Origin of the sequence: Nocardia arthritidis, assembly GCF_011801145.1 — a bacterium.
In the GTDB taxonomy this organism is placed as follows: domain Bacteria; phylum Actinomycetota; class Actinomycetes; order Mycobacteriales; family Mycobacteriaceae; genus Nocardia; species Nocardia arthritidis_A.
Genome location: NZ_CP046172.1, coordinates 8,143,582 through 8,166,028, shown reverse-complemented (window position 1 = coordinate 8,166,028; position 22,447 = coordinate 8,143,582). Strand labels below are relative to the sequence as shown.

The window sequence follows — 22,447 nt, the reverse complement described above, 5'->3', positions numbered from 1 at the left end:
AGGCTGCGGTGCGTGTCGAGTCGGCCGAGTACCGCGAGCGTGTTCGGTGTACGCGCGCCCCGGCTCGGGCTGGCCGGACACCCCGATTTCGCCCTTGTCGGCCTGCTGAAGATTCCGGAGATACAGACCAGCCCGTGGCGGTCGCTGCTGCGCCGGGTGTTGTTCGCCATCGCGTTGCTGTTCGCCGCGGCCCTGGTGGTGTATCTCGGGCGTTCGGGCTACCACGACAACGCGGGCGGCGAGCTGAGCTTCCTGGATGCCCTCTACTACGCGACGGTCTCGCTCTCGACGACCGGATACGGCGATATCGCTCCGGTCAGCCCGGCCGCGCGGCTGGCCAATACCGTGATCATCACCCCGCTGCGCATCCTTTTTCTCATCGTCCTGGTCGGCACCACGCTCGGTGTGCTGACCGAACGCTCCAGGCAGGCTTTCAAGATTCAGCGTTGGAGGCGCAGAGTGCGTAATCACACCGTGGTCGTCGGCTACGGCACCAAGGGCCGCACCGCGATCGACGCCATGCTCGGCGACGGCGTGCAACCCGCCGATATCGTCGTGGTCGACACCGATGCCGTCGCGCTCGCGGCCGCGGGTAATGCGGGCCTGGTCACCGTGCAAGGTTCGGCGACCCAGTCGGATGTGCTGCGCCTGGCGGGCGCACAGCATGCGGCGTCGGTGATCGTCGCGGCGAATCGGGACGATACGGCGGTGCTGGTCACGCTGACCGCGCGGGAACTCAGCCGGACCGCCAAGATCGTCGTCGCCATCCGCGAGGCCGAGAACACCCATCTGCTGCGCCAGTCCGGCGCGGATTCGGTGGTGGTGTCCTCGGAGACCGCGGGCAGGCTGCTCGGCATCGCCACCGCCACCCCGAGCGTGGTGGAGATGATCGAGGACCTGCTCACCCCGGAGGAGGGTTTCGCGATCGCCCAGCGCGAGGTGGAGCCAGCCGAAATCGGCGGCTCGCCAAGGCATCTCGGCGATATCGTGCTCGGCGTCGTGCGCGGTTCGGTGCTGGTGCGGGTCGGTGAGCCCGAGGTGGATTCGCTGGAGGCGGGCGACAAACTGCTGTATATCCGCCGCGCCGGCAAGTAATCTCGCCCGTTACCCTCGGAGGCGTGTCCTTTGAGCTGAATGCCGTTCCGTTGCTTTCCCGTTCCTCCCACGACCGGGCCGAGGAGGTCCGCGGCGACGAGCAGGCGCTGAAGGACGGCTGGGCCGATGCCAAATTGCTGCGGGTGAACCGGCGCGGTCAGGTTCGGCTGGCCGATGGCGCGCTGATCTTCGACAAGGCCGTCGAATTGGCGCCGGAACCGAGCCCGGCGGCGGTGTTCCTGGGCATCGATGACGGCAAACACGTGTGGGCGGTGCGCGATCGGGAACTCACCGGCGAGCTGTCGGATCTGCGAGCCATGTCCAGCGGTTTCGACGATCGCGTCATCGGGCTGCTCGGCACCGCGGTCGCCCTGCTCAACTGGCACGACAAGGCCGGATTCCACGGTGTCGACGGTTCGCCGACCACCGCGGTGAAGGGCGGCTGGTCGCGGGTCGGCGCGAATGGCGACGAGGAGTTCCCGCGCATCGATCCGGCCGTCATCTGCCTGGTGCACGACGGCGGCGATCGGGTGCTGCTCGGCCGCCAGCACACCTGGCCGGAGACGCTGTTCTCGCTGCTCGCCGGATTCGTCGAGGCGGGCGAATCGCTGGAGCGCTGCGTCGCGCGGGAGATCAAGGAGGAGGTGGGTGTCGACGTGCGCGACATCCACTACCTGGGCAGCCAGCCGTGGCCGTTCCCACGCTCGCTGATGCTCGGCTTCTCGGCCGTCGCCGATCCGGAACAGTCGCTCGCGTTCTCCGACGGTGAGATCGCCGAGGCGTACTGGTTCACCAGGACCGAGGTGCGTGCGGCGCTGGCGGCGGGGGATTGGTCGGCCAAGCGGGAGGGCGCGCGGCTGCTGTTGCCCGGATCGATCTCGATCGCCCGCACCATCCTGGAATCCTGGGCGGCGCGGGACTGAGCGCGAACAGACGCACGCCGCACGCATTCGTGCGGCGTGTGTGGACGCGGCTCAGGCCATTGCGGCCAGCGCCTGCTTGACCTGGGCCAGCGACGGGTTGGTCGCGGTGGAGCCGTCGGCGTATTTGACGGTGGGCACCACATGGTTGCCGCCGTTCACGCTGCCGACGAATTCGGCCGACGCCGGATCCTGTTCGATATCGATCTCGACGTAGCTGATACCGGCCTCCTCCAGCTGCTTCTTCAGCCTGCGGCAGTAGCCGCACCAGGTGGTCGAGTACATCGTCAGGGTGGGGTTCACATCGGTCACGCCGACATTCAACGCCGTACGGTCTGCTCCTGTTCCATTGGCCCGCGGTGTCTGGTACGCGGCGGCTTGGAGGGTGTAGAGCCGGTGGTAGGCGCCGCGGCGGGCGATCAGTTCGTCGTGGGTGCCGGATTCGGTGATGCGGCCGTTGTCGAGGACGTAGATGCGGTCCACGTCGCGGATGTTGGCCAGGCGATGGGTGACCAGGACGATGGTGTGTCCGGCATATAGCGCACGGAGCCGGTGGTAGATATCGGCCTCGGCGGCGGGATCCAGGCCGGTGGTGGGTTCGTCGAGGATGAGCAGCGGGGTGTCGCGATAGAAGCCGCGGGCGATGGCGATCTTCTGCCATTGCCCGCCGGAGAGATCGGTGCCGCCGCTGCGCTCCTTGCTGAGGATGGTGTCGTAGCCGTCGGGCAGTCCGGCGAGATGGCGGTGAATACCGGCGTTGTCGGCCGCGGCGGCCACGGCGGCCGGATCGGGTCGTTCGGCGCCGAAGCCGATATTGTCCGTGGCCGACAGCGGATATCGGCCCGGGGTCTGCGGTACGAGGGTGGCCGAGGCGCACAGCGACGGGCGGTCGGCATCCGAGAGGGGTTGTCCGTCGCGAGACAGTCGGCCGGTGGTCGGCGGGTACAGTCCGGCGAGAATTTTGGTCAGTGTCGTCTTACCCGAGCCGTTGTAGCCGACGAGCGCCACCACCTCACCGGCCCGCAGTTCGAGTTCGATATCGGTGAGTGCGGCGGTGCCTGCCCCCGGATAGGTGAACCCGAGCCGGTGGGCGGCGAGCGTACGAAACGCGTGCGGCGGCGGTGCGGGTCGCGCCGCGGGAAGTTCGGTGAAGTCCATCAGGTCGGTGAGGAACAACCGCCCACGCCCGATCATGGACAGCGTGGTCGCGACGCTGGTGAGCTGTCCCATGAGCAGTTGAACGGCGACGACGACCGCGCTGGCGGTCGCGAGGGTGAGCACACCGGACTCGGCCGCGACGGCCAGGACCGCGACCAGCACCACCATCACCGCGACGCCCGCGGCGCGGGCAATGGTCATCCGGACCGCCGTGATGCGCTGCAGCCGGATCTGTTCGGTCAGCAATTCGGTCCGCAGGTCCTGCCAGCGTGCGAGCAGGGTGGGTCCGGCAGCGAAGGCGCGGATTTCCGCGGCCGCGCCGCGATCGGTCAGCATGGTCTCCAAATGCATTGTGCTGCGCGTGATTTCGGATTGGGAGACCGCCAGTTCGTACCAGCGGCGGTTCGATCGGCGCGCTTCCAGCCACATCGGCAGTACCGCGAGCAACAGCAGCGGCACCGTCATCCAGGCCAGCACGGCCACCGAGGCGGCGACCGCGACACCGTAGATGGCGGTGTGCATCACCGAGAGCAGCGCTTGCACCACCGTGCGCGGGTAGGTGTTGGCGGTGGTGTGCGCCCGGACCACGCGGTCGTGGAACCGCGGATCCTCGTAGCGGATCAGTTCGGCCGCCGCCGCGACCACCATCACCCGCCGCACCGCCAGCTGGGCGGTCCTTTCGCCGAGCACCGCCTGCAGATACGACGCGATTCCCGACAACGTCTGCGACACCAATGCCGCCCCGGCCAGCACGGCCGCGGGCACGAGCAGTGCCGTCGCCGCCTCCCGAGCACCGGTGACGGTGGCGACGGCATGTCGCACCGTCAGCACCGAGACCGCCCCCGCGCCCGCCTGGACCAGGCTCACCGCGACACAGGCCACCACCGCTCGGCGGCCCGCCCGCCAGGCCAGCCCCAGTACGAACACCGCAACCGCGCCCATCGCGCACCGACCGCCTTTCCCATCCGGCATCGGCTTGGTGAAATTTATTGTCGCACAATTAATTTCGAGATTCGGCGTGTCGTGCCGATGGTTGGCGCAGCCTGAGGATGTGCACCGCGCCGGTCGTCACGGCCGCACCGGCGGTCGCCGGAGCCGTGCACAGGGTTCAGTGAGCAAGGAGATGAACCTGATGGCCAGTGCATTGATCGAACGCATCGACCGGATCGCCGACACCATCACCTGCAAGATGGTCATCCGTAGAAAGGCGCCCATCCGGATGTGCGTCCCATTGTTGGGTGAGTGCAAGGTGGACCGCGAATGCTGTGAAGGCCATTGCATCCTCCAGAACTCCGGCCTCGGCCGATGCCAGGTGCTGTAGGCCGAAGCGCGGAATGTCGGGACGGATGACGGAATCGATCCGCGGCGGGCCGTGCGCCGCGCCGACCGTTGACCGGCAAGGTGTCGAAGAGGTGTCCCGCCGGTGATCGATCCGATCGGTTCGGTGGCGGTGGCGGCGCGGATCGCGCTGGTCACGGTCTTCGCCGCCGCGGTGGCCGCAAAGTTCGGAGCCGCGGCCCGGAGCAGGTTCCGGGCCGCGGTCGCGGGGCTCGTCCCACGGCTGCGCGGACGCCCGGCCGAGTCGGTGGCGACCGCGGTGATCGTCACCGAATGGGCCGTCACGATCACGCTGCTGCTGCCCGGTATCGCCGGGTTCGTCCTCGCCGCCGCGACACTCACCGCGTTCACCATCGCGATCGCCGCGGCGGTGCGCCGCGGCGCCACCACCGCGTGCCACTGTTTCGGGCGCTCCGCGCGGCCCGTGTCGGGGGTTCAGCTCGTCCGTAATCTGTTGCTGCTCATGGTCACTGGCATCGGCCTGGCCACCACCGCGACGGGACATCACCCCCGTGCGATCTCCGACTGGTGGATCGCCGCCTTCGCCGGGGTCGTACTCGGCGCATCCCTCATCGTTTTCGACGATCTGGCCGACCTGATCCGTCCGGCGCCGTCGCCCACCCGCCACAACCGAACCGAACCGGACCATCCGCGATGAACATCCTCGTTGTCGTGCTTTCGATCATCACCGCACTGAATCTGCTGGTCACCTATGGTCTGGTGCGCCGCATACGGGTGCACTCCGACCTGCTCGAAGAACTCGTCGGCGCAACCACCGCCCGGGCGTTACCCGTCGGCACCCCGATTCCGGCGTTCACCACCCACGCCATCGATGGCAGCCGCCTCGCCGACACCGACCTGCGCCACCCCGCTGCCATCGCGCTATTTGCGGTCGATTGTCCGCATTGCCGCACCAACCTGCCCGACTTCATCGCCTACATCCAGGGCGCCGGCTATGCCCGCGACCACGTCCTCGCCATGGTCACCACCCGGGACGCGACCGACCCGATGGTCGAAATGCTCACTCCGACAACCACACTCGTCTGCGAACCGAATAGCGAGGGCGCCGTCGCGACGGCCTTCGGGATCCAGGCCTATCCCACCTTCTATCTCACCGACGACAACGGCGTCATCACCGCCGCGACCCACGCCGTCCGTCAACTTCCCAACACGACGAAACCGGATCTCGCGCGTCCGTGACTTCGCCGCGCGGTCGGGATTGACAGGCATTTAGTAAGCGCGCATACTATTCACATGACACAGATTGCTACCGCAAGCGCCACCTCGACCGCCGCTCCCGCCGCCTTCTTCGCCAAGTGGGCCGATATGGCCACCTGGCCGGAGTGGAACGGTGACACCGAATGGGTTCGCCTGGACGGGCCGTTCGCGGAAGGTGCCACCGGAATGCTGAAGCCGAAGGGTGGGCCGAAGGTGAAGTTCGTCGTCGAGCGGTTGACCGATACCGATTTCGTCGACGTCTCCAAGCTCATCGGCGCGCGACTGGTGTTCGCGCATCACGTCACCGAAAATGACGGTCGCACAACGGTTTCCGTCACCATCTCGATGGAGGGTCCGCTGCGCGGGCTGTGGAAGCTGATCATGGGCGCCGACCTGGCCGAGGGTGTGCAGCGCGATCTGGAGGCGCTGGTCGCGGCCGCCGAGGCGGTGCGGGTGTGACCAAGTACTGGCTCAACGTAGTTTCGCGCGAACACGTCCTGCGCGGGGTCGAACTCGGGATCGTCCAGGCCAATCACGGCAAGCGACACGGCATCGAACGAATGACGCCGGGCGACGGCCTCGTCTACTACTCGCCACGGGAAGGTATGCGGGCCGGTGCGCCGGTCCGCGCCTTCACCGCCATCGGGGTCGTCGCCGATCGGCCGGCCTGGCAGGCTGTCATGGAGGGAGTCGCCGCTCCGGGCGGTGGCTGCTTCGAGCCGTGGCGGCGGGCGGTGCACTACCGGACCGACGCGCGGGAGATCCCGATCGAGCGGTTGCGCGCCGAACTGGATCTCACGAGCAGGCCGAACTGGGGAATCGTGTTGCGGCGCGGGCTGATCGAACTCAGCGCGCACGATTTCGCGGTGATTTCCGCGGCGATGCTGGACGAGACGACCCCGGCGTGAGGGAGGACGATGAGTGAATCCGCAACACCCGGTCTGCGCACCCGTTTCGCGGCCGCCGACGAAAGTCCCGGGCTCTTGCTCTGGCAGGTGACCAACCGCTGGCAGGCGGCCCAGCGTGCGGCACTCGCGCCTTTCGACCTCACCCACGTCCAGTTCGTGCTGCTCGCCTCGCTCACCTACTTCGCGGCCCGCCGCGAGGAGCCGGTGATGCAGCGCGACCTGGCCGAACACGCCGCCACCGACCCGATGATGACCTCGCAGGTGCTGCGCACGCTCGAACAGAAGGGCCTGATCGAGCGGCGCGACCACCCGCACGACCGCAGGGCCAAATCCCTGGCGCCGACCGAATCCGGTGCGGCCCTTGTCAATCGGGCGCTGGTCGCGGTGGAGAACTGCGATCAGGAATTCTTCGCCCCGCTCGGATCCGACGCCGCCCATTTCGCGGGGGCGCTGCGCATGCTGCGCGACAGGGGCTGAGCCACCCGGGTTCTTGTCGGTGCGGGCTGTCATCATTGAGCGCGTGCCAGCCCCCGACCTCGACGCACTCGATCCGGAGCAGGCCGCCGCCGTGCGCGCCCCGCGCGGTCCGGTGTGCGTGCTCGCAGGCGCGGGCACCGGTAAAACGCGCACCATCACCCATCGCATCGCCCACCTGGTCTCGGCCGGGCATGTGAAGGCCGATCAGGTGCTCGCCGTGACGTTCACCGCCCGCGCGGCGGGCGAACTGCGCAACCGGCTGCGCGCGCTCGGCCTCGGCGGCGATGCGAATCAGGTGCAGGCCCGCACCTTTCACGCCGCCGCGCTGCGGCAGCTGCGGTACTTCTGGCCGCAGATCGTCGGCGATGTGCCGTGGCGGCTGATCGACGGCAAATTCCAGCTGGTCGCCCAGGCCGCGCACGCGTCGGGTCTGCCGACGCATACCGACAGCGTGCGCGACCTGCTCGGTGAGATCGAGTGGGCGAAATCGACGCTCATCGCACCGGAGGACTATCCGGCGGCCGCGGCGCGGCAGCATCGCGACACCCCATACGATCCGGCGCGGATCGCCGAGGTGTACGCCGCGTACGAGAAGCTCAAGACCACGCCCGACGGGTTGCTGCTCGACTTCGACGATCTGCTGCTGCACACCGCCGCGGCGCTGGAGGACTATCCGGCGGTGGCCGATGAATTCCGCGGCCGCTACCGCAGTTTCGTGGTGGACGAATACCAGGACGTCACCCCGCTGCAGCAGCGGGTGCTCGATGCCTGGCTCGGCGACCGCGACGATCTGACCGTCGTCGGCGACGCCAACCAGACCATCTATTCCTTCACCGGCGCGACGCCCGCCTACCTGCTCGACTTCTCCCGCCGCTTCCCGGAGGCCACCGTGGTCCGGCTGGAACGCGACTATCGTTCGACCCCGCAGGTGGTTTCGCTGGCCAACCGGGTGATCGGGGTGGCGCGCGGCCGCATCGCGGGCAGCCGATTGCAGCTGATCGGCCAGCGCTCGGACGGTCCGGAGCCGTCCTTCGCCGAATACGAGGATGTGCCCGCGGAGGCGAATGCCGTTGCCGCATCGATCGAAAAGCTGATCGCCGATGGCGTGCCCGCGGCCGAGATCGCCGTGCTGTACCGGATCAACGCCCAATCCGAGAACTACGAGCAGGCGCTCACCGAGCGCGGCATTCCCTATCAGGTGCGCGGGGGCGAGGGTTTCTTCCAACGACCCGAGGTGAAGCAGGCGGTGGTCGCGCTGCGTCAGGTGGCCGCGCGCGAGGATCTGCCCGATCAATCCCGCAGCGGCACAGCGCTTGTCACGCTGGTCCGGGCCGCGCTCGCGCCGCACGGGCTCACCGCGACCGAACCCGCGGGCGCGCAGGCGAGGGAACGCTGGTCGTCGCTGATGGCGCTGGTGCAGCTCACCGAGGAACTGGTCGGACACGATCCGGAACTCGAACTGGGCGGGTTGCTGCGCGAGCTGGCCGCCCGCGCCGAGGCGCGGCACCCGCCGACCGTCCAGGGTGTGACGCTCGCCTCACTGCACGCCGCAAAGGGTTTGGAATGGGACGCCGTCTTCCTGGTCGGCCTGTCCGACGGGACCATGCCCATCGCACATGTGCTGGCCGACGACGGCTCGGTCGCCGATGAGGCCGCGCTGGAGGAGGAGCGGCGACTCCTCTATGTAGGTGTCACCAGGGCGCGCGAGCATTTGCGGCTGTCATGGGCGCTCGCCCGCGGTGAGGGCGGCCGCCGCACCCGCCGCCGGTCGCGCTTCCTGAACGGGCTGATCCCCGACGATTCGCCCGCATCGCGGATCGCCGCGCCGGTCGAGCACACCGGCGCCAACGGCGTTCGCCCGCATTGCCGGGTCTGCGGTAAGCCGTTGATCGGTACGTATGCGACGATGCTCGGGCGATGCAGGCGGTGTCCGGCCGAACTGGACGCCGAACTGCTCGGCATGTTGCAGACCTGGCGCGAGGAGAAGGCGCAGGCACTGCGGGTGCGCGAGTTCGTGGTGTTCACCGACACCACCCTCACCGCCATCGCCGAGCAGCTGCCCGCCGACGACGCCGCGCTGGCCGCGATTCCGGGAATCGGGGCGAAGAAGATCGATCAGTACGGCGCGGATGTGTTGGCGCTGGTGGCAACTCGGCGCCGTCAAGCCCATAAAACCGCAGGTAGAAAATAGGTTGTCGGCTTCATAGGCCGTCGCCTATGGTGGGAAGCACGCACCGGGAGGGGATTCCGGCGCGCACATCGAACAGACCGATTACGAGAAGAAGGAGGGAGGCAGACCAATGAACGGCATTACGAACTTCAGCGCCAATTGCGTTGCGGTGGATACGTCTGTGTCCGCCTCCCGGGGGTTCCTCGCCTTGCAGGGGATCGGACTGTCCTTCGACGGCGCATTCGTCGAGCGGCTGCATCTGGTGAACAAGCACGTCATCGATACGCAATCGCCGATTCGCACCGTCGAACAGGACAAGCCCAGCGCTGGCTGGCAGCACCCGGTAACCGCGAAAGCAGTTTCCGGCGCCTTCGTCATCGAGGCCGGTTATGCGCCGGCGCCGATGCGGGCAGCCCGCCTCCGCCGTACCGCACACCCAGCGTCCGTGATCAGGGGTCGACACAGATGTCGACCTAGGTAGGGAGACCCCTCCCAGACCTCCTGGCCACGGATCGCTCAAAGCGAAACCGTGGCCAGTATTTTCCGGCTCCTCAGCCACCGGCACCGGTTTCGCCGAAAGAACGAAACGAACCGCTGCAACAAGCTGAAGGAGAACGACGTGTTCACCGCAGAAAGCTGGCCGTCGGCCACTACTGACGTGACATGCCGGACCGTGGCCAGGCCGACCCGTACCCGGGAGGTCACCGTGCCGTGCCGAGTGGGGGACCCCGATCTGTGGTTCGCCGAGAGCCCGGTCCAGTTGGAGGAGGCGAAGGCCCTGTGCGCTTCGTGCCCGATCCGCAAGGGCTGCCTGAACGCGGCCATTGATCGGCGCGAGCCGTGGGGCGTCTGGGGCGGTGAGATCTTCGACCAGGGTGTCGTGATCGCCCGCAAGCGCCCGCGTGGTCGTCCGCGCAAGATCGCGGTCTCGGCATGAGCCTCCTCGGGCTCATGCCGTTAACCGGGACTTCCCTCCCTCCGGTCGCTGAGGCCCCACCCGTGTATACGGACCCGAGCCGGGCCCAGGAACGAGAAAGCAGACGCGCCGCTCACCCCGAGATCGGGTGTGCGGCTCGTCTGCGTTGTCCCGCAACGATTTCCGCTGACGCGGTGAGCGCCGGACCCGGTCCGGCGTTGACTCCGTCAGCGGGGTCGATGGGTGGCGCGGCGCACCACGAGACCGTCGGCGACCGCGAACAGTAGCGTTTTCGTCTCCGGGGTGTGCGCCCACCAGCGGTGTTTACTGCCGCCCGCGCAGTAGTAGGCATCGCCGGTGGACAGCGTCGATTCGACACCGTCGACGACGACGGTGATGCTGCCGTGCACCACATAGATCAATTCGTCGTTGCCGTGCGCGAATTCGCGGGTGCCCCGGGTGGTTCCACCGGTGAATTCCAGGGCGCGCAGATCCCTCGCGCCGTGCACCAGTGCGCGGACCGTGCCGTCGGAGCCGGTGCGCTCCTGGGCGAGGCCGTCGCCCGCGCGGACCAGCAGCGCGCCCGGATCGGCGTCGGCGGCCGCGAGCAGTTCGGTCGCGGTGGTGCCGAGCGCATCCGAAATCTGTTGCAGGGAACGCAGGCTCGCGTTGGTTCTGCCGTTCTCCAATTGGCTGAGGAACGATGCCGACAGTCCCGATCCGGTCGACAGTTGGGCGAGCGTGAGCCCGGCCGCGAGCCTGCGGTGATGGATGACATCGCCCAGCCCCTGCCAGCGGGCGGGATCGGACGGCGGTTCGCGATCGGCGTGCGGAGCGGGGGGCGCGCCGCGCTCCGGGGACTCACTCACTCTGCACCAACCTCTCTCCTCCGCTCATTGTGGATCCGGCTATTGAGTAGCACAGCTTTTACATCAGCGTGATTGGAAGTGTTCGTTACCGGATTAGCGTACTGAATATTTAGTGCCACTGAATATTCAGGAGGTTTGGTGGAGCAGAACACGCTCAAGCGGCGCGGTACCGGGCTGATCGGCAGCGATCCCGAACTGGCGTCCCCCGGATACACGCTGTACGCGCCGTTGGCCGCCAACGGACTCGTCGAACTCGTCGACCTCGCCGGGGCGGTCGTGCACCGCTGGCAACTGCCGTATCGGCCCGGGCGGCACGCGCGTCTGCTCGCCGACGGATCGCTGGCATACAACGGTGCGACGCTCGAACTCGCGCCGTTCGCCATGTGGCGCAAATACAGCGGCGGCTCGATGGGCCGCTATGACCGGAATGGGCTGCTGCTCAACGAAATCCGGGATCCGCTGCAGCACCACGACGCGCACCACTACGACGACGGCCGCATCCTGTACACCGCCGTAGAACCGCTGACCGGCGCGGCGGCCGGGCGAATCCGGGGCGGCGTCGCCGATACCGAAGCCGACGGGGTCGTCTGGGCGGATGTGATCAAAGAGGTTGCGCCGGACGGAAGTTCGTTGTGGGAGTGGAAGGCGGCCGACCAGCTGGACCCGGCCGAGTTCCCGCTGCAACCGCACTACTGGCGCGAGCACTGGCCGTTGATCAACAGTGTGTACCCGCTCGACGCCGACACCGTCGTCGCCAGCCTGCGCAGCGTTTCCGCCGTCATCCTGATCGACCGGCATACCGGCAAGGTGACATCCGTGGCCGACCGGACCACCGTGGCGCAGCAGCATCACGCGACCCCCGTCGGCGACGGCCGAATCCTGGTGTTCGACAACGGCACCTTCCGCACCGGCGAATCGGTCACCTACAGCCGGGTCATCGAAATCGACACGGCCACCGGGGAAATCGGGTGGCGATATCAGGACTCCCCGCGCGAGGCGTTCTTCACCCCGTTCATGGGCGGCGCGCAGCGGCTGCCCAACGGGAACACCCTGATCACCGAGGCGGCGTTCGGGCGGATCTTCGAAGTCACCGCGGCGCAACGGATCTGCTGGGAGTATGTGGTGCCATCGTTCACCGCGTATCCGGACCCCGGCACCGCCGAGGTATTCCCGGGGATCTCGAACGCGATCTTCCGCGCGTATCGGTATCGGGCAGAGGATATTCCGTGGTTGGCCGTGTGACGTCGGCGCATCCTGTCGACGAAATACCGTCTCCAGCAAAGGCATTCGCCGCCTCGCTGCAACACATGGCGGTGATGGTCGCTACGCCGATCACCTCGGTGCTGCTGATCGGCCGGGGCCTGCACCTCGACGACGGGCAGATCCGCGCGTTGCTTTGCGCCGCACTGCTTTTCAGCGGTGTCGGGACGATACTGCAATCCGGCGGCCGTTTCGGGATCGGCGCCGGTCTGCCATTCGTGATGCTGCCCGGCGGGGCGGCGGTGGTGCTGTTCATCCAGATCGCGCAGGAGTCCGGCCCGGCCACCGCCTCCGGTGCCGTAATACTCACCGCGGCGGCGGGATTCGTGCTGGTGCCGGTGGCGCGACGGCTGGTCACCCGGCTGCCCGCGGTGGTGATCGCCAGCATGATCGTCGTCATCGGGGTCAACCTGGTGAAGGTCGCGGGCGCACTGATCACCGCGCCGGACGATCAGCCGCCCGCCTCGGCCGCCGCACTCGCCGCGGCGACCGTGCTCGCCACGGTGCTCGCGCACCGAATCCTCCCGGCGGGCTGGCGCAGGCTCTCGGTGCTGCTCGGCATGGTGGCCGGATGTCTGGCGGCGGCCGCGCTCGGCCGATTCCACTGGCAACCCGGATCGGGCGTCGTGCAGCTGCCGCGGCTGTTCCCGTTCGGCACACCGCATTTCGATCTACTGGCCAGCGTGCCACTGCTGGTGTTCGGCATCGGATCCATGGCCGAGGCGGCCGGGCAGACCGTGCTCAACGCGAAAATCGTGGGCCGGGAACTGGATACGCCGCATACGGTGGGCCGCACCATCCGCGGTGACGCGGTGACCTCGCTGCTGTCCGGACTCTTCGGCGGACCGACCATGGTCACCAGCGGCGAGAACATCGGCCTGCTCCGGCTCACCGGTGTCCGCAGCCGCTACGTCACCGCGGGCACCGGTGTGCTGCTTGTCCTCACTGCATTCCTCGCACCTGTTGGGCGACTGGTGAATTCGCTACCGGGACCGGTCATCGGCGGTACCGCGGCCATCGCCTTCGCCATGATCGTCGCGGCGGGCATCGGCATGTTCGAGCGCATCGATCTGACCGCCGACGGAACGCTCGTCACCGCGACGGCCGCCCTCACCGCGGGTCTGCTGCCCATCCTGACCCCGAACCTCTACCGCGCCTTCCCCACCGACCTGCGGTTGCTCCTCGGCAGCGGCGTCACGATGGCCGCCGTCGTCGGTTGTCTTGTGCACCTGCTGTATACGGTGCGGATACCGCGAGTGTGATTGTGCGGAAACAGGATTCCCGGGAGGGAATCGTGCGCGCCTCGATATCGGGCAATGCTTGCGTTCATGAACGCGAAGCGAGACAGCCTGCGCTACAGCACCATCGTGACCGTCGACGGCGGCACGGACTTCGAGGATTCCGAAATCACGCTGGCCGAGCAGCACATTGTCGCGGGCGTTCCGCCGATGTTCCTCGGTGCGCTGCCTTCGGCGGCGGGTGTGGCATTCGTGCGCAGCGAGACGATCGGCGGCACCTGGCATCCGGCGCCGCGCAAACAATGGGTGGTGATGGTGCGCGGTGTCATCGAGGTGGAGGTGACCGACGGAACTCGCCGCCGGTTCGGTCCCGGCGACCTGCTGCTGGTCACCGACACCACCGGGCGGGGCCATCGCACCGCGGCGATCGGCGAAGGACCGTTCGAGGCGCTGTACATACCGGTGCCGTGAACGGTTGGGGCCGTGCACGCCTCGGATGCGAGGATGCGGTGGTGGAGGATACGAAACTCACCTATATCGCCGAGCCGGACGGTGTCGCTCCCGGCAAGGGCTACACCCACGTCGTCATCGGAACGGGCCGGATGGTCGCGCTGTCCGGACAGATAGCCTTCGACGCCGACGGCAATGTCGTCGGCCCCGGCGACCCGGCCGCCCAGGCCCGCCAGGTATTCGAGAACCTGCGCCGTTGCCTCGCCGCCGCGGGCGCAACCTTCGACAACGTCATCAAGCTGACCTACTACGTCACCGACATCGCCCACCTCCCCGCGATCCGCACCGCCCGCGACGCCCACATCGCCCCCTCCCACCTACCCGCCAGCACCGCCGTCCAAGTGGCCGCCCTCGTCCACCCCGACCTACTGATGGAAATCGAGGCCTTCGCCCTGCTGCCCGACTCCGAATAAGGCGCGGAAACCTGTTGCCGCCCAGGCCCTGGTGATCAGGGTCCGATGTTCGGGCATGCTGGGCGGGTGCAGGAGATGTTTGCGGGGGTTGGGGTGCGGGGGTGGGTGCATGCTCGGTGTTTGGGGTGTGGGGGCGAGGTGGGGGTGGGGGCGGATGAGTTGGTGGTGCTGTCTTCGGTGGTGAAATTGCCGTTGGTGGTGGAGTTCGCGCGGCAGGTGGCGGCGGGGCAGGTGGATCCGCGGGATCGGGTGCGGGCAGAGGCGGCGGATCGGTTGGGTGGGGCCGGGACTTCGGGATGCGCCGACGATGTGGAGTTGAGTTTGCGGGATGCGGCGCTGTTCGCGCTGTCGGTGAGCGACAGTACGGCGGCGGATCTGCTGTTCGACCGGGTCGGGTTGGACAATGTTCGGTCGCTGATGCGCGAACTCGGGTTGGTGCGTACCCGAATCGTCGGCGCACTGCGCGATCTGGTGCTGACGATGGTGCAGGATCTCGGCGCGGGCGATGCGGCGGAATTCGCGCGCCGCTACCGGGAATCGCCCGCGGCGGAGATATTCGCGATGCGGGTATACGACCCCGCACGCACGACCGCGAGCACCCCGCGTGAGATGACCCGCCTGTTGGAACTCATCGCGCGCGACGAGGCGGGCCCGCCGCAGGCCTGCCGGATGGTGCGCGAGCTGATGGGACATCAGGTGAACCAGCAGCGCTTGCCCGCCGCATTCCCCGCCGACGTGGCGGTGTGGAGCAAGACCGGAACGCTGCCCGGTGTGCGCAACGAGATCGGCGTAGTCGAGTTCCCCGACGAAACACGTTATGCGGTAGCGGTTTTCACCCGCGCGCAGACGCTGGACCTGCGCAGGCCCGATGTGGACCGGGTGATCGGCTCCGCCGCCGCGGCCGCGATCGCCGAGATACGGCACACGGACCAATGCGGTATCCGATAGCGACGACCGCTGGCGGCATCGGTAATAAACACCTTCTGCGCCAAGCTATTACGGCCGCCGCAGCTGGACGACATGCCACGGCCGCACCTCGTCCTCGGCGGGCACCAGCGTCGAAACCCCGTCGTCCCGAAGCACTTTCCCGATCAGCTCGGCCAATTCCCGCGCCACCGGATGCGCGGCCGAAGACGGCCACGCCAGCGACATCCGCCGATTGAGCGGGTTGTCGCGCAGCCGCCGCCACACCACCCTCGGCTCCTTCTGTGCGACGGCGCCCTGATCGAAAGCCACGCCCTGCCCCGAAAGCACAAGTCCCAGTACGAATTCCGGGTTACGCGCGTGCACGATCGCGGTCGGCCGGAAGCCGCGCTCGCGGCAGGTGTGCAGGGTTTGGTCGTAGAGTCCCGGCGCGGCGGCGCGCGGGAAGATCACCAATCCCTGCCCCGCCAGGTCGGCCACGGTCAGCTCGGCGCGGGCGGCCAGCGCCGAATCCCGCGGCAGCACAACGCCCAACGGCGTATCGATGGCCGGTCCCAACTCCAGGCCGGTGACGTCGGCCGGATGTTGCAGCAGCCCGGCGTCGAGCTGACGGTCGGCGAGCAGCCGGACCTGTTCGGCGGTGCTGAGCTCCTGCAGATCCAACCGGATCTCCGGATGCCGCCCCGTGAAGGCGGTGACGATGGCCGCGAGCACCCGGCCGGCCAGTTCGGGCGGCACTCCCACCCGCAGCGCGTCCATTTCGCCGCGATGCGCCTTGCCGACCAGGGTGCGGGTGCGGTCCCAGCGCGCGAGCAGCTCCCGGGATTCGGTGAGCAGCACCCGCCCCGCGTCGGTGAGTTCGACGTGGCGGCTGCCGCGGTCGAACAGCCGTGCGCCGAGCTCCTTTTCGAGTTCGCGGATGCGCTGGCTCAGCGGCGGCTGCGCCATGCCGAGGCGTTCGGCGGCCCGCCCGAAATGTAATTCTTCGGCGACGGCGAGGAAGTACCGCAGCTTGCGCAAGGGGTCCACGCTGCGACGATATCGGTTCGGATATCGGTGGGCGCGCCGACTGGTCTTGGACAGCCGCATCGGATCCGTGCTGTTGTGCCCACATGGCAGAGTTCAGCAGACGCGGTTTGCTCGGAGTGAGCGCCGGTGCGGCGACACTGATGGCCGCGGCCGCATGCGCGAAAGGATCCGGCCCCGCGCCGGCGACCGAAACACCCGCGGCGGGCAAACCGGATGGCGCGCTGCGCTGGTGGGGTAACAACGGCTGGGAGATCCGGGTCGGCAAGAAGGTCATCCTGATCGACCCGTGGCTCACCCGATTCAAGACCGGCACCTACACGAAAGCGGGCCCGAACCCGAACACCCCGATCTCGGTCGACACCGCGCTCATCGATTCCTACGTGGATTCCGGGCAGCTGCGCGCCGACCACATCCTGGTCACGCACGGGCATTACGACCACCTGACCGATGTGCCGTATCTGGCGAAGAAGACCGGCGCGACGGTGATCGGCACCGAAACCCACCTGAACCTGATGATCGCGCTCGGTGCGCCCGAGGATCAGCTCGCGGTCGCCTACGGCGGCGAGGATCTGGCCTTCGACGGATATTCGATCAAGGTGCTGCGGTCGCTGCATTCGGCGATCGGCCCGCGCGCGCAGGTGCCGTATCCGGGCACCCGGCCCGGCCTCGGTGCGAAAATCCCGGTGCCGCAGACGATCAGCGATCTCGTCGAGGGCGGAACTCTGGCCTATCAGGTCACCGGCGGCGGCATGACCGTGCTGAACCTCGGCGGCTCCAACTTCATCGAATCCGAGCTCGCCGGGCTGCGCCCGGATGTGCTGCTGATGCCGGTGGGCGGGGCCAAGGTGCGCGATTACACCAACCGGCTGCTGACCGTGCTCGGCCATCCACGCTACGTATTACCAACGCACTGGGACGATTTCGACTATCCGCTGGGCGAACCGGCCCGCGACGCGGGCGGCCTGGAACCGCTGCGCAAAGCGATGGCCGGATCCAGCTCCCGGTTCGTGGTGCTGGACCATCTGAAGACGTTCACCCCCGGCGAGGCGTAATCCTCAACTGGCGGAACGTTCTTCGCGCAGGCCGGGCATCCAGGTGTTGGCCAGCTTCATGAACGGCACCTCCGCGTCCAGCTGCGCGCAGATGCCGATGGAGCCGGCCAGCACCCGGAAGATCATCACGTAATCCGCCGGAAGTTGCAGCGCGCGTGCGGTTTTCATCTCCGGGCTGGTGATGTCGGAGGCCTTGCCCGCCACCCGCTGCATCCACTTGCGGGTGAAGTGGAACGATTCGGTGCGGATGGGATCGGTGAACGGGCGCAGATAGTCGGCGATCTCCTGATCGGTGACGATGCGCCCGGGGATGATCCAGCCGTTGGCGTAGAGCAGTTCGGTGAGCTCGTCGAACTGCTCGGCGACGGCGAGCCGCAGGATATGCCCGAGCTCCTCCGGTATACCGTTGGGCAGCGGCACGCAGGCGCCGAAATCGATGATGGCCAGCTTGCCGTCGGGCAGCATCATGAAATTGCCCGGATGCGGATCGCCGTGCATCAGCCCGACTATCTCCGGCGAGGAGAAGTGGAGCTGGCCCATCAGCCCGGCGACCCGGTTGCGTAGTTCGCGGGTGCCCTCCGGATCCTCGTTGCCCGCCTTGATGATCGCCGAAACCGGTGTGCCGTCCAGCCATTCGGTGACGATCACCTTCGGCGCGCCCGCGACCACCTTCGGCACGACGAAATCCGGATGCCCGTCGAAACCCTTGGCGAAGGCGCGCTGATTGTTCGCCTCGTTGCGGTAGTCGAGCTCCTCCTCGGTGCGCTCGGTGATCTCGGCCAGGATCGGCTTGACGTCGGCGCCCGGGATCACCGCACCGATCAGGCCGGTCATGCGCGACAGCGTCTTGAGATCGGCGCGCAGTGCCTCGTCGGCGCCCGGATACTGCACCTTCACCGCGACGACGCGGCCGTCGGACCACACCGCCTTGTGCACCTGGCCGATGCTGGCCGATGCGGCCGGGGTGTCGTCGAACGAGGCGAAGCGCTGTCGCCACTGGGTGCCCAGCTGCTGGTCGAGCATTCGGTGCACGGTTGTCGCCGGCATCGGGGGCGCAGCTGCCTGCAGTTTGGTCAATGCCTCGCGGTAGTGCTCGCCGAATTCCTCCGGGACCGCGGCCTCCAGCACGCTGAGCGCCTGCCCGAACTTCATCGCGCCGCCCTTGAGCTCACCGAGCACGGAGAACAGCTGCTCGGCGGCCTTCTGGTTCAGCTGCGCGTTTATCTCCGCCCGATCTCCGCCCGCGAGCTTCTTGCCGAATCCCACGGCGGCTCGCCCGGCGATACCGAGTGGAATCTTGGCCAACTTGGCATTGCGGGACGAGCGGCGGCGCACGATCTCAGACACGTACCCATCATGAACGACGGACCCGCCACTTAGCCATGGCAATCTTGGCGTGTTCGGTTGCCGGACCGGAGAAATCACGCCCATGACCGGCCGAACGCGAGGTTGTGACATTCGCAGGTGTCGATGCGCGGCCAGCGCCGCACCCGCATGAGATGCGATTCCAGATCCAATTCCAGCGTGGTGTCCAGGGTGTCGGGCTGCCGATCGGCCGAGCATCGCATGATGGCCTCCAGCTCGCGCAGCGCCAGCGCCGAGGTGGCCGCGATACCGGCGGGTGTGGCGTGGCCGACCCGGTCGAGCAGTTGGGCGGCCAGATGCGGCCAGTCCGAATCCAATTCGGCGCGGATGAGATCGGCGCAGCGCAGGCAGCTGGTCGCGCCGGGCAGCACCAGCGGCCCGACCACGCCGCGGTAGCCGCGGATCCGCACCTGTAGATGCGGAATCCGGTGCAGCAGTAGGTCGTTCACCAGCCGCGGATCCGGGACCATGGCGTCGGTGAGCACCGCGAGATCACAGCGCCAACCGGCGACCGTCGATTCGGGGCCGTAGCCGCGCGAGCGGCTGGGACGCAGGCCGTGCCTGCGCAGACCGGCGCAGATGGCGTCGGCCAGCGGACCGAGTCCGTGCACCCGCACGGCCCGGATTCGTGCGGCCGGATGTTCCGGGCGGACCAGCAGGCCCGCCGCGTCGATCTCCGCGAGCAGCGCCACCGCCCGGCCCGGCTCGATGCCGAATTCCCCGGCCCGCCAGATGATCTGCGGTTTGGTGTGCAGTCCGTCCAACAGCCGCAGGAAGGCGTGCACGGCGTCGGGCCGGTATTCGGTGGGCGTCAGCAGCAGCGCGCCCTCCGGATCGACGCCGAGCTGGATCACCCCACCGGGACGGATCAGCACGAGCACCGCGGGATGCAGCATCGGACCGAACGGGCGAATCGTCATGCCCCGAGTATGTGCGGCCCGCACCAGCGCCTTTACCGCGAATACCGGAGTTGTCCACAGGAATTCGCGGTATTCACAGGACAGCTGTCAGGACGCGTCCGTGTCCTTCGGGCCGTCCTCCTGATCGCCGCCGCGCTCGGCCCGCTCCCGCGCCTCGGTCTCTGCGAGCTGGGCCAGCGGATCGTCGAAAGCCGTTGCGCCGCCGCCGATCACCGAATCGATGAAGCCGGCGGGGGAGTCCAGATCGGCCGAATCGGGCAGCAGATCCGGATGCGCCCACACCCCGTCGCGGGCATCGATCCCGGCATCGGTGGTGAGCCGCCGCCACAGCGCCGCCGCCTCGCGCAGCTTGCGCGGCCGCAGCTCCAGACCGACCAGGGTCGCGAAGGTCTGCTCGGCCGGGCCGCCGGTGGCGCGCCGCCTGCGCAGTGTCTCGGCCAGTGCGCCCGCACCGGGCAACCGGTCGCCGATCGCCTCGGTTACCACGACCTCCACCCAGCCCTCGATCAGGGCGAGCAGCGTCTCCAGCCGCTCCAGCGCCGCCTTCTGCTCCGGGGTGGTCTGCGGTTCGAAGGTGCCCTGCGCCAGGATCTCCTCCAACTTGGCCGGATCGGTCAGCGACATCGGATCGATGTTCTGCGCCGCCTGCTCCAGCGCCGAGAAGTCCATCTTGATCCCGCGCGCGTAATCCTCCACCGCGCCGAGCACCTGCTGACGCAGCCACGGCACGTGACCGAACAGCCGCTGATGCGCGGCCTCGCGGGCGGCCAGGAACACCAGGATCTCGCTCTCCGGCTGCTCCAGACCCGCGCTGAACTCCGAAATCGCCGCGGGCAGCAGCGCGGCCGTGCCGCTCGGGCCCAGCGGCAGACCGATATCGGTGGAGGTGAGCACCTCCTTGGCCAGCTGGCCGAGCGCCTGCCCGAGCTGCGAACCGAACGCGAGGCCACCCATCTGGCCGAGCATGCCCATCATCGGCCCGGCGAACTCCCTCGCCTCCTCCGGCAGCGATGCGGACCACATGCCCGAAATCTGTTCGGCCACCGGATCACACAGCCGCTTCCAGGTGTCCAGGGTCTCCTCGATCCAGTCGTTGGCGGTCCACGCCACCGTCCTGGTCGCGCCTGCGGGCAGCGTCGTCGCGCCGTCGAGCCACAGCTCGGCCAGATGCGCGGCGTCGGCGACGGCCTTCGCGGTACCCGAGGACACCGGGCTCACGCTCGCGCCCAGCTGCTGGCGGGCCAACCGCTTGGCCACGTCGTAATTCACCGGACCGGACTGCGCGCCCGGCTGCCCCATACCGCTGAGCATCTGACCGAGCGAGGTCAGCATCTGGCCCAGCTGGGCCGGGTCGAAGCCCCCGGCGCCCGGTCCGCCGATCCCGAAGCCGAACGGGTTGTTCGCGCCCGGATCTTCGCCGCGCTCGCGCGCCGCGTCCTCTTCGCGCCTGCGTTCGTCGTCATCGCGATTCGAGAATCCGAACGGGAAGTCAGTCATATGCCTAACGTTACGCGGCGGGACTTACACGATTCTGTGCGGCGGCCGGTCACCCGGCGGTGTCCGCGCAGAGCGAAATCTCCGCCGCGAAATCCGTGCCTGAGCCCGCTGTTCCCAGCGGCGATCATTACTGTGGTCCGGGTGAATCGTCGGATCCTCACCCTGCTCGCCGCTCTGCTCCCGGTCGTCGTGCTCGGTGTCGCAGGGAGTCTGGTCACTGTGCCGTTCGTCGCACTGGGGCCGGGACCCACCGTGAACACCCTCAGCGTGGTGAACGACAAGCAGGTGGTGGACGTGCGCGGCGTACCCGTCGACCCGACCGACGGCCACCTCAATATGACCACGGTCTCGGTGCGCGACGGACTGAATATCTTCGAGGCGTTCGGGTTCTGGCTCAGCGGCGATCACGGACTGGTGCCGCGCGCCGAGGTGTACCCGCCCGACAAGACGCGTGAGGAAATCGACAAATCCAATCAGCAGGACTTCTCCGATTCGGAGAGCAACGCCGAGGTCGCGGTGATGCGCTACCTGCACCTGCCCACCGCGGTGCTGGTGCGCGCCGTCAGCGAGGACGGTCCGGCGAAGGATGCGCTGCGGGCGGGCGATCAGTTCGTCAGCGTGAACGGCGCGCCGGTCAACACGCCCAAGGATGTGGTGGACGCGGTGTCGGCACAGCAGCCGGGCAGCAAGATCACCGTGGTTGTGTTGCGCGACAACGCCGAACAGACGGTGACCGTCACGCTCGGCGCCCGGCCCGGCGCGACCGCCAAGGGATATATGGGCATCACCACCGGTGAGGGCGCGCGGCAGCCGATGCAGGTGACGTTCAACCTCGCCGATATCGGCGGGCCGTCCGCGGGTCTGATGTTCAGCCTCGCGCTGATCGACAAGCTCACCCCCGGCGAGCTGGACGGCGGCAAATTCGTCGCGGGCACCGGAACCATCGATCAGGACGGCAAGGTCGGGCCGATCGGCGGCATCCAATACAAGATGATCGCCGCGCGCGAGGCGGGCGCGCAGACCTTCCTGGTGCCCGCCGCCAACTGCAACGAGGCCAAGCAGCGAACGCCCGACGGGCTGCGCCTGGTGAAGGTCGAAAACCTCAGCGGCGCAGTGCAATCCCTCGACGACATCAAGGCGGGCAAGGATGTGCCCAGCTGCGGGTGAGCG

24 protein-coding genes are annotated in these 22,447 nt (G+C 68.1%); 18 read left to right on the top strand and 6 right to left on the bottom strand.

What is annotated here, in order from left to right; translation table 11 throughout:
* The first annotated feature begins 39 nt into the window (after positions 1 to 39).
* A complete protein-coding gene (locus F5544_RS36860) occupies positions 40 to 1,095 on the top strand; it encodes a potassium channel family protein (RefSeq protein WP_167479727.1) in 1,056 nt (351 codons plus the stop codon).
* Positions 1,096 to 1,118: 23 nt separating this feature from the next.
* A complete protein-coding gene (gene nudC, locus F5544_RS36855; RefSeq protein WP_167477439.1) occupies positions 1,119 to 2,018 on the top strand; it encodes an NAD(+) diphosphatase in 900 nt (299 codons plus the stop codon).
* A gap of 51 nt (positions 2,019 to 2,069) precedes the next feature.
* On the opposite strand, the gene F5544_RS47205 is transcribed toward nudC, so the two are convergent.
* A complete protein-coding gene (locus tag F5544_RS47205; RefSeq protein WP_167477438.1) occupies positions 2,070 to 4,115 on the bottom strand; it encodes a mycoredoxin in 2,046 nt (681 codons plus the stop codon).
* A gap of 37 nt (positions 4,116 to 4,152) precedes the next feature.
* Between F5544_RS47205 and F5544_RS36845 the strand changes: the two genes are divergently transcribed.
* The 9 genes from F5544_RS36845 to F5544_RS36805 all read left to right on the top strand — a co-directional run bounded on the left by F5544_RS36845 (position 4,153) and on the right by F5544_RS36805 (position 10,221).
* The gene (locus tag F5544_RS36845; protein WP_167477437.1) at positions 4,153 to 4,494 is read left to right on the top strand and encodes a hypothetical protein; all 342 of its coding nucleotides are present in this window, start codon (positions 4,153 to 4,155) and stop codon (positions 4,492 to 4,494) included.
* Between the two features lie 102 nt (positions 4,495 to 4,596).
* A complete protein-coding gene (locus F5544_RS36840) occupies positions 4,597 to 5,169 on the top strand; it encodes a MauE/DoxX family redox-associated membrane protein (RefSeq protein WP_167477436.1) in 573 nt (190 codons plus the stop codon).
* Positions 5,166 to 5,711, top strand: a complete 546-nt coding sequence (locus F5544_RS36835) for a redoxin domain-containing protein (RefSeq protein WP_167477435.1) — start codon at positions 5,166 to 5,168, stop codon at positions 5,709 to 5,711. Before F5544_RS36840 ends, F5544_RS36835 begins: the two co-directional genes overlap by 4 nt.
* Before the next feature lie 54 nt (positions 5,712 to 5,765).
* Positions 5,766 to 6,188: an SRPBCC family protein gene (locus F5544_RS36830; RefSeq protein WP_167477434.1), complete on the top strand. Its 423-nt coding sequence runs from the start codon at positions 5,766 to 5,768 to the stop codon at positions 6,186 to 6,188.
* On the top strand, positions 6,185 to 6,637 hold the full coding sequence (locus tag F5544_RS36825) for an EVE domain-containing protein (protein WP_167477433.1): 453 nt from the start codon (positions 6,185 to 6,187) through the stop codon (positions 6,635 to 6,637). The genes F5544_RS36830 and F5544_RS36825 overlap by 4 nt, the downstream gene beginning before the upstream one ends.
* A gap of 9 nt (positions 6,638 to 6,646) precedes the next feature.
* A complete protein-coding gene (locus F5544_RS36820) occupies positions 6,647 to 7,114 on the top strand; it encodes a MarR family winged helix-turn-helix transcriptional regulator (protein WP_167477432.1) in 468 nt (155 codons plus the stop codon).
* A gap of 34 nt (positions 7,115 to 7,148) precedes the next feature.
* Positions 7,149 to 9,305 carry an ATP-dependent DNA helicase UvrD2 gene (locus F5544_RS36815; protein ID WP_167479726.1) on the top strand — a complete coding sequence of 719 codons (2,157 nt, stop codon included), beginning with the start codon at positions 7,149 to 7,151 and terminating at the stop codon, positions 9,303 to 9,305.
* A gap of 109 nt (positions 9,306 to 9,414) precedes the next feature.
* On the top strand, positions 9,415 to 9,765 hold the full coding sequence (locus F5544_RS36810) for a hypothetical protein (RefSeq protein ID WP_167477431.1): 351 nt from the start codon (positions 9,415 to 9,417) through the stop codon (positions 9,763 to 9,765).
* 177 nt (positions 9,766 to 9,942) lie between these two features.
* Positions 9,943 to 10,221: a WhiB family transcriptional regulator gene (locus F5544_RS36805; RefSeq protein ID WP_167479725.1), complete on the top strand. Its 279-nt coding sequence runs from the start codon at positions 9,943 to 9,945 to the stop codon at positions 10,219 to 10,221.
* Between the two features lie 206 nt (positions 10,222 to 10,427).
* Here F5544_RS36805 and F5544_RS36800 read toward each other — a convergent pair whose 3' ends face one another.
* Complete coding sequence (locus F5544_RS36800; protein ID WP_203217435.1) at positions 10,428 to 11,069, bottom strand: helix-turn-helix domain-containing protein; 642 nt, start codon at positions 11,067 to 11,069, stop codon at positions 10,428 to 10,430.
* Positions 11,070 to 11,207: 138 nt separating this feature from the next.
* Here F5544_RS36800 and F5544_RS36795 point away from each other — a divergent pair, with 138 nt between their 5' ends.
* From F5544_RS36795 to F5544_RS36780, 5 genes are all read left to right on the top strand, one after another.
* Positions 11,208 to 12,311: an aryl-sulfate sulfotransferase gene (locus F5544_RS36795; RefSeq protein WP_167477430.1), complete on the top strand. Its 1,104-nt coding sequence runs from the start codon at positions 11,208 to 11,210 to the stop codon at positions 12,309 to 12,311.
* Positions 12,296 to 13,591 (top strand): uracil-xanthine permease family protein, encoded by a 1,296-nt coding sequence (locus F5544_RS36790; protein WP_203217434.1) that lies wholly within the window; start codon positions 12,296 to 12,298, stop codon positions 13,589 to 13,591. The genes F5544_RS36795 and F5544_RS36790 overlap by 16 nt, the downstream gene beginning before the upstream one ends.
* Before the next feature lie 66 nt (positions 13,592 to 13,657).
* Positions 13,658 to 14,038, top strand: a complete 381-nt coding sequence (locus tag F5544_RS46780; RefSeq protein WP_238846854.1) for a hypothetical protein — start codon at positions 13,658 to 13,660, stop codon at positions 14,036 to 14,038.
* Between the two features lie 41 nt (positions 14,039 to 14,079).
* Entirely contained in the window at positions 14,080 to 14,490 is a 411-nt protein-coding gene (locus F5544_RS36785; protein WP_238846853.1) for a RidA family protein, read from the top strand.
* A gap of 45 nt (positions 14,491 to 14,535) precedes the next feature.
* The gene (locus F5544_RS36780) at positions 14,536 to 15,438 is read left to right on the top strand and encodes a serine hydrolase (RefSeq protein ID WP_174867470.1); all 903 of its coding nucleotides are present in this window, start codon (positions 14,536 to 14,538) and stop codon (positions 15,436 to 15,438) included.
* Positions 15,439 to 15,486: 48 nt separating this feature from the next.
* Here F5544_RS36780 and F5544_RS36775 read toward each other — a convergent pair whose 3' ends face one another.
* Positions 15,487 to 16,443, bottom strand: a complete 957-nt coding sequence (locus F5544_RS36775) for a LysR family transcriptional regulator (protein WP_167477428.1) — start codon at positions 16,441 to 16,443, stop codon at positions 15,487 to 15,489.
* Positions 16,444 to 16,526: 83 nt separating this feature from the next.
* On the opposite strand from F5544_RS36775, the gene F5544_RS36770 reads away from it, so the two are divergent.
* Positions 16,527 to 17,495: an MBL fold metallo-hydrolase gene (locus F5544_RS36770; RefSeq protein WP_167477427.1), complete on the top strand. Its 969-nt coding sequence runs from the start codon at positions 16,527 to 16,529 to the stop codon at positions 17,493 to 17,495.
* A 3-nt stretch (positions 17,496 to 17,498) separates the two neighbouring features.
* Here F5544_RS36770 and F5544_RS36765 read toward each other — a convergent pair whose 3' ends face one another.
* From F5544_RS36765 to F5544_RS36755, 3 genes are all read right to left on the bottom strand, one after another.
* Positions 17,499 to 18,842 (bottom strand): ABC1 kinase family protein, encoded by a 1,344-nt coding sequence (locus tag F5544_RS36765; protein WP_238846851.1) that lies wholly within the window; start codon positions 18,840 to 18,842, stop codon positions 17,499 to 17,501.
* 74 nt (positions 18,843 to 18,916) lie between these two features.
* Entirely contained in the window at positions 18,917 to 19,780 is an 864-nt protein-coding gene (locus F5544_RS36760; RefSeq protein WP_167477425.1) for a hypothetical protein, read from the bottom strand.
* An 87-nt stretch (positions 19,781 to 19,867) separates the two neighbouring features.
* Positions 19,868 to 21,277: a zinc-dependent metalloprotease gene (locus tag F5544_RS36755; RefSeq protein WP_167477424.1), complete on the bottom strand. Its 1,410-nt coding sequence runs from the start codon at positions 21,275 to 21,277 to the stop codon at positions 19,868 to 19,870.
* Positions 21,278 to 21,418: 141 nt separating this feature from the next.
* Between F5544_RS36755 and F5544_RS36750 the strand changes: the two genes are divergently transcribed.
* A complete protein-coding gene (locus F5544_RS36750; RefSeq protein ID WP_194252447.1) occupies positions 21,419 to 22,444 on the top strand; it encodes a YlbL family protein in 1,026 nt (341 codons plus the stop codon).
* Positions 22,445 to 22,447 lie beyond the last annotated feature (3 nt).

Bases quoted from the DNA above. Each gene is read 5' to 3' on its own strand.
- F5544_RS47205 (WP_167477438.1), bottom strand. From the start codon at position 4,115: ATGGGCGCGGTTGCGGTGTTCGTACTGGGGCTGGCCTGGCGGGCGGGC.
- F5544_RS36835 (WP_167477435.1), top strand. From the start codon at position 5,166: ATGAACATCCTCGTTGTCGTGCTTTCGATCATCACCGCACTGAATCTG.
- F5544_RS36830 (WP_167477434.1), top strand. From the start codon at position 5,766: ATGACACAGATTGCTACCGCAAGCGCCACCTCGACCGCCGCTCCCGCC.
- F5544_RS36820 (WP_167477432.1), top strand. From the start codon at position 6,647: ATGAGTGAATCCGCAACACCCGGTCTGCGCACCCGTTTCGCGGCCGCC.
- F5544_RS36810 (WP_167477431.1), top strand. From the start codon at position 9,415: ATGAACGGCATTACGAACTTCAGCGCCAATTGCGTTGCGGTGGATACG.
- F5544_RS46780 (WP_238846854.1), top strand. From the start codon at position 13,658: ATGAACGCGAAGCGAGACAGCCTGCGCTACAGCACCATCGTGACCGTC.
- F5544_RS36780 (WP_174867470.1), top strand. From the start codon at position 14,536: ATGTTCGGGCATGCTGGGCGGGTGCAGGAGATGTTTGCGGGGGTTGGG.
- F5544_RS36770 (WP_167477427.1), top strand. From the start codon at position 16,527: ATGGCAGAGTTCAGCAGACGCGGTTTGCTCGGAGTGAGCGCCGGTGCG.
- F5544_RS36760 (WP_167477425.1), bottom strand. From the start codon at position 19,780: ATGACGATTCGCCCGTTCGGTCCGATGCTGCATCCCGCGGTGCTCGTG.
- F5544_RS36755 (WP_167477424.1), bottom strand. From the start codon at position 21,277: ATGACTGACTTCCCGTTCGGATTCTCGAATCGCGATGACGACGAACGC.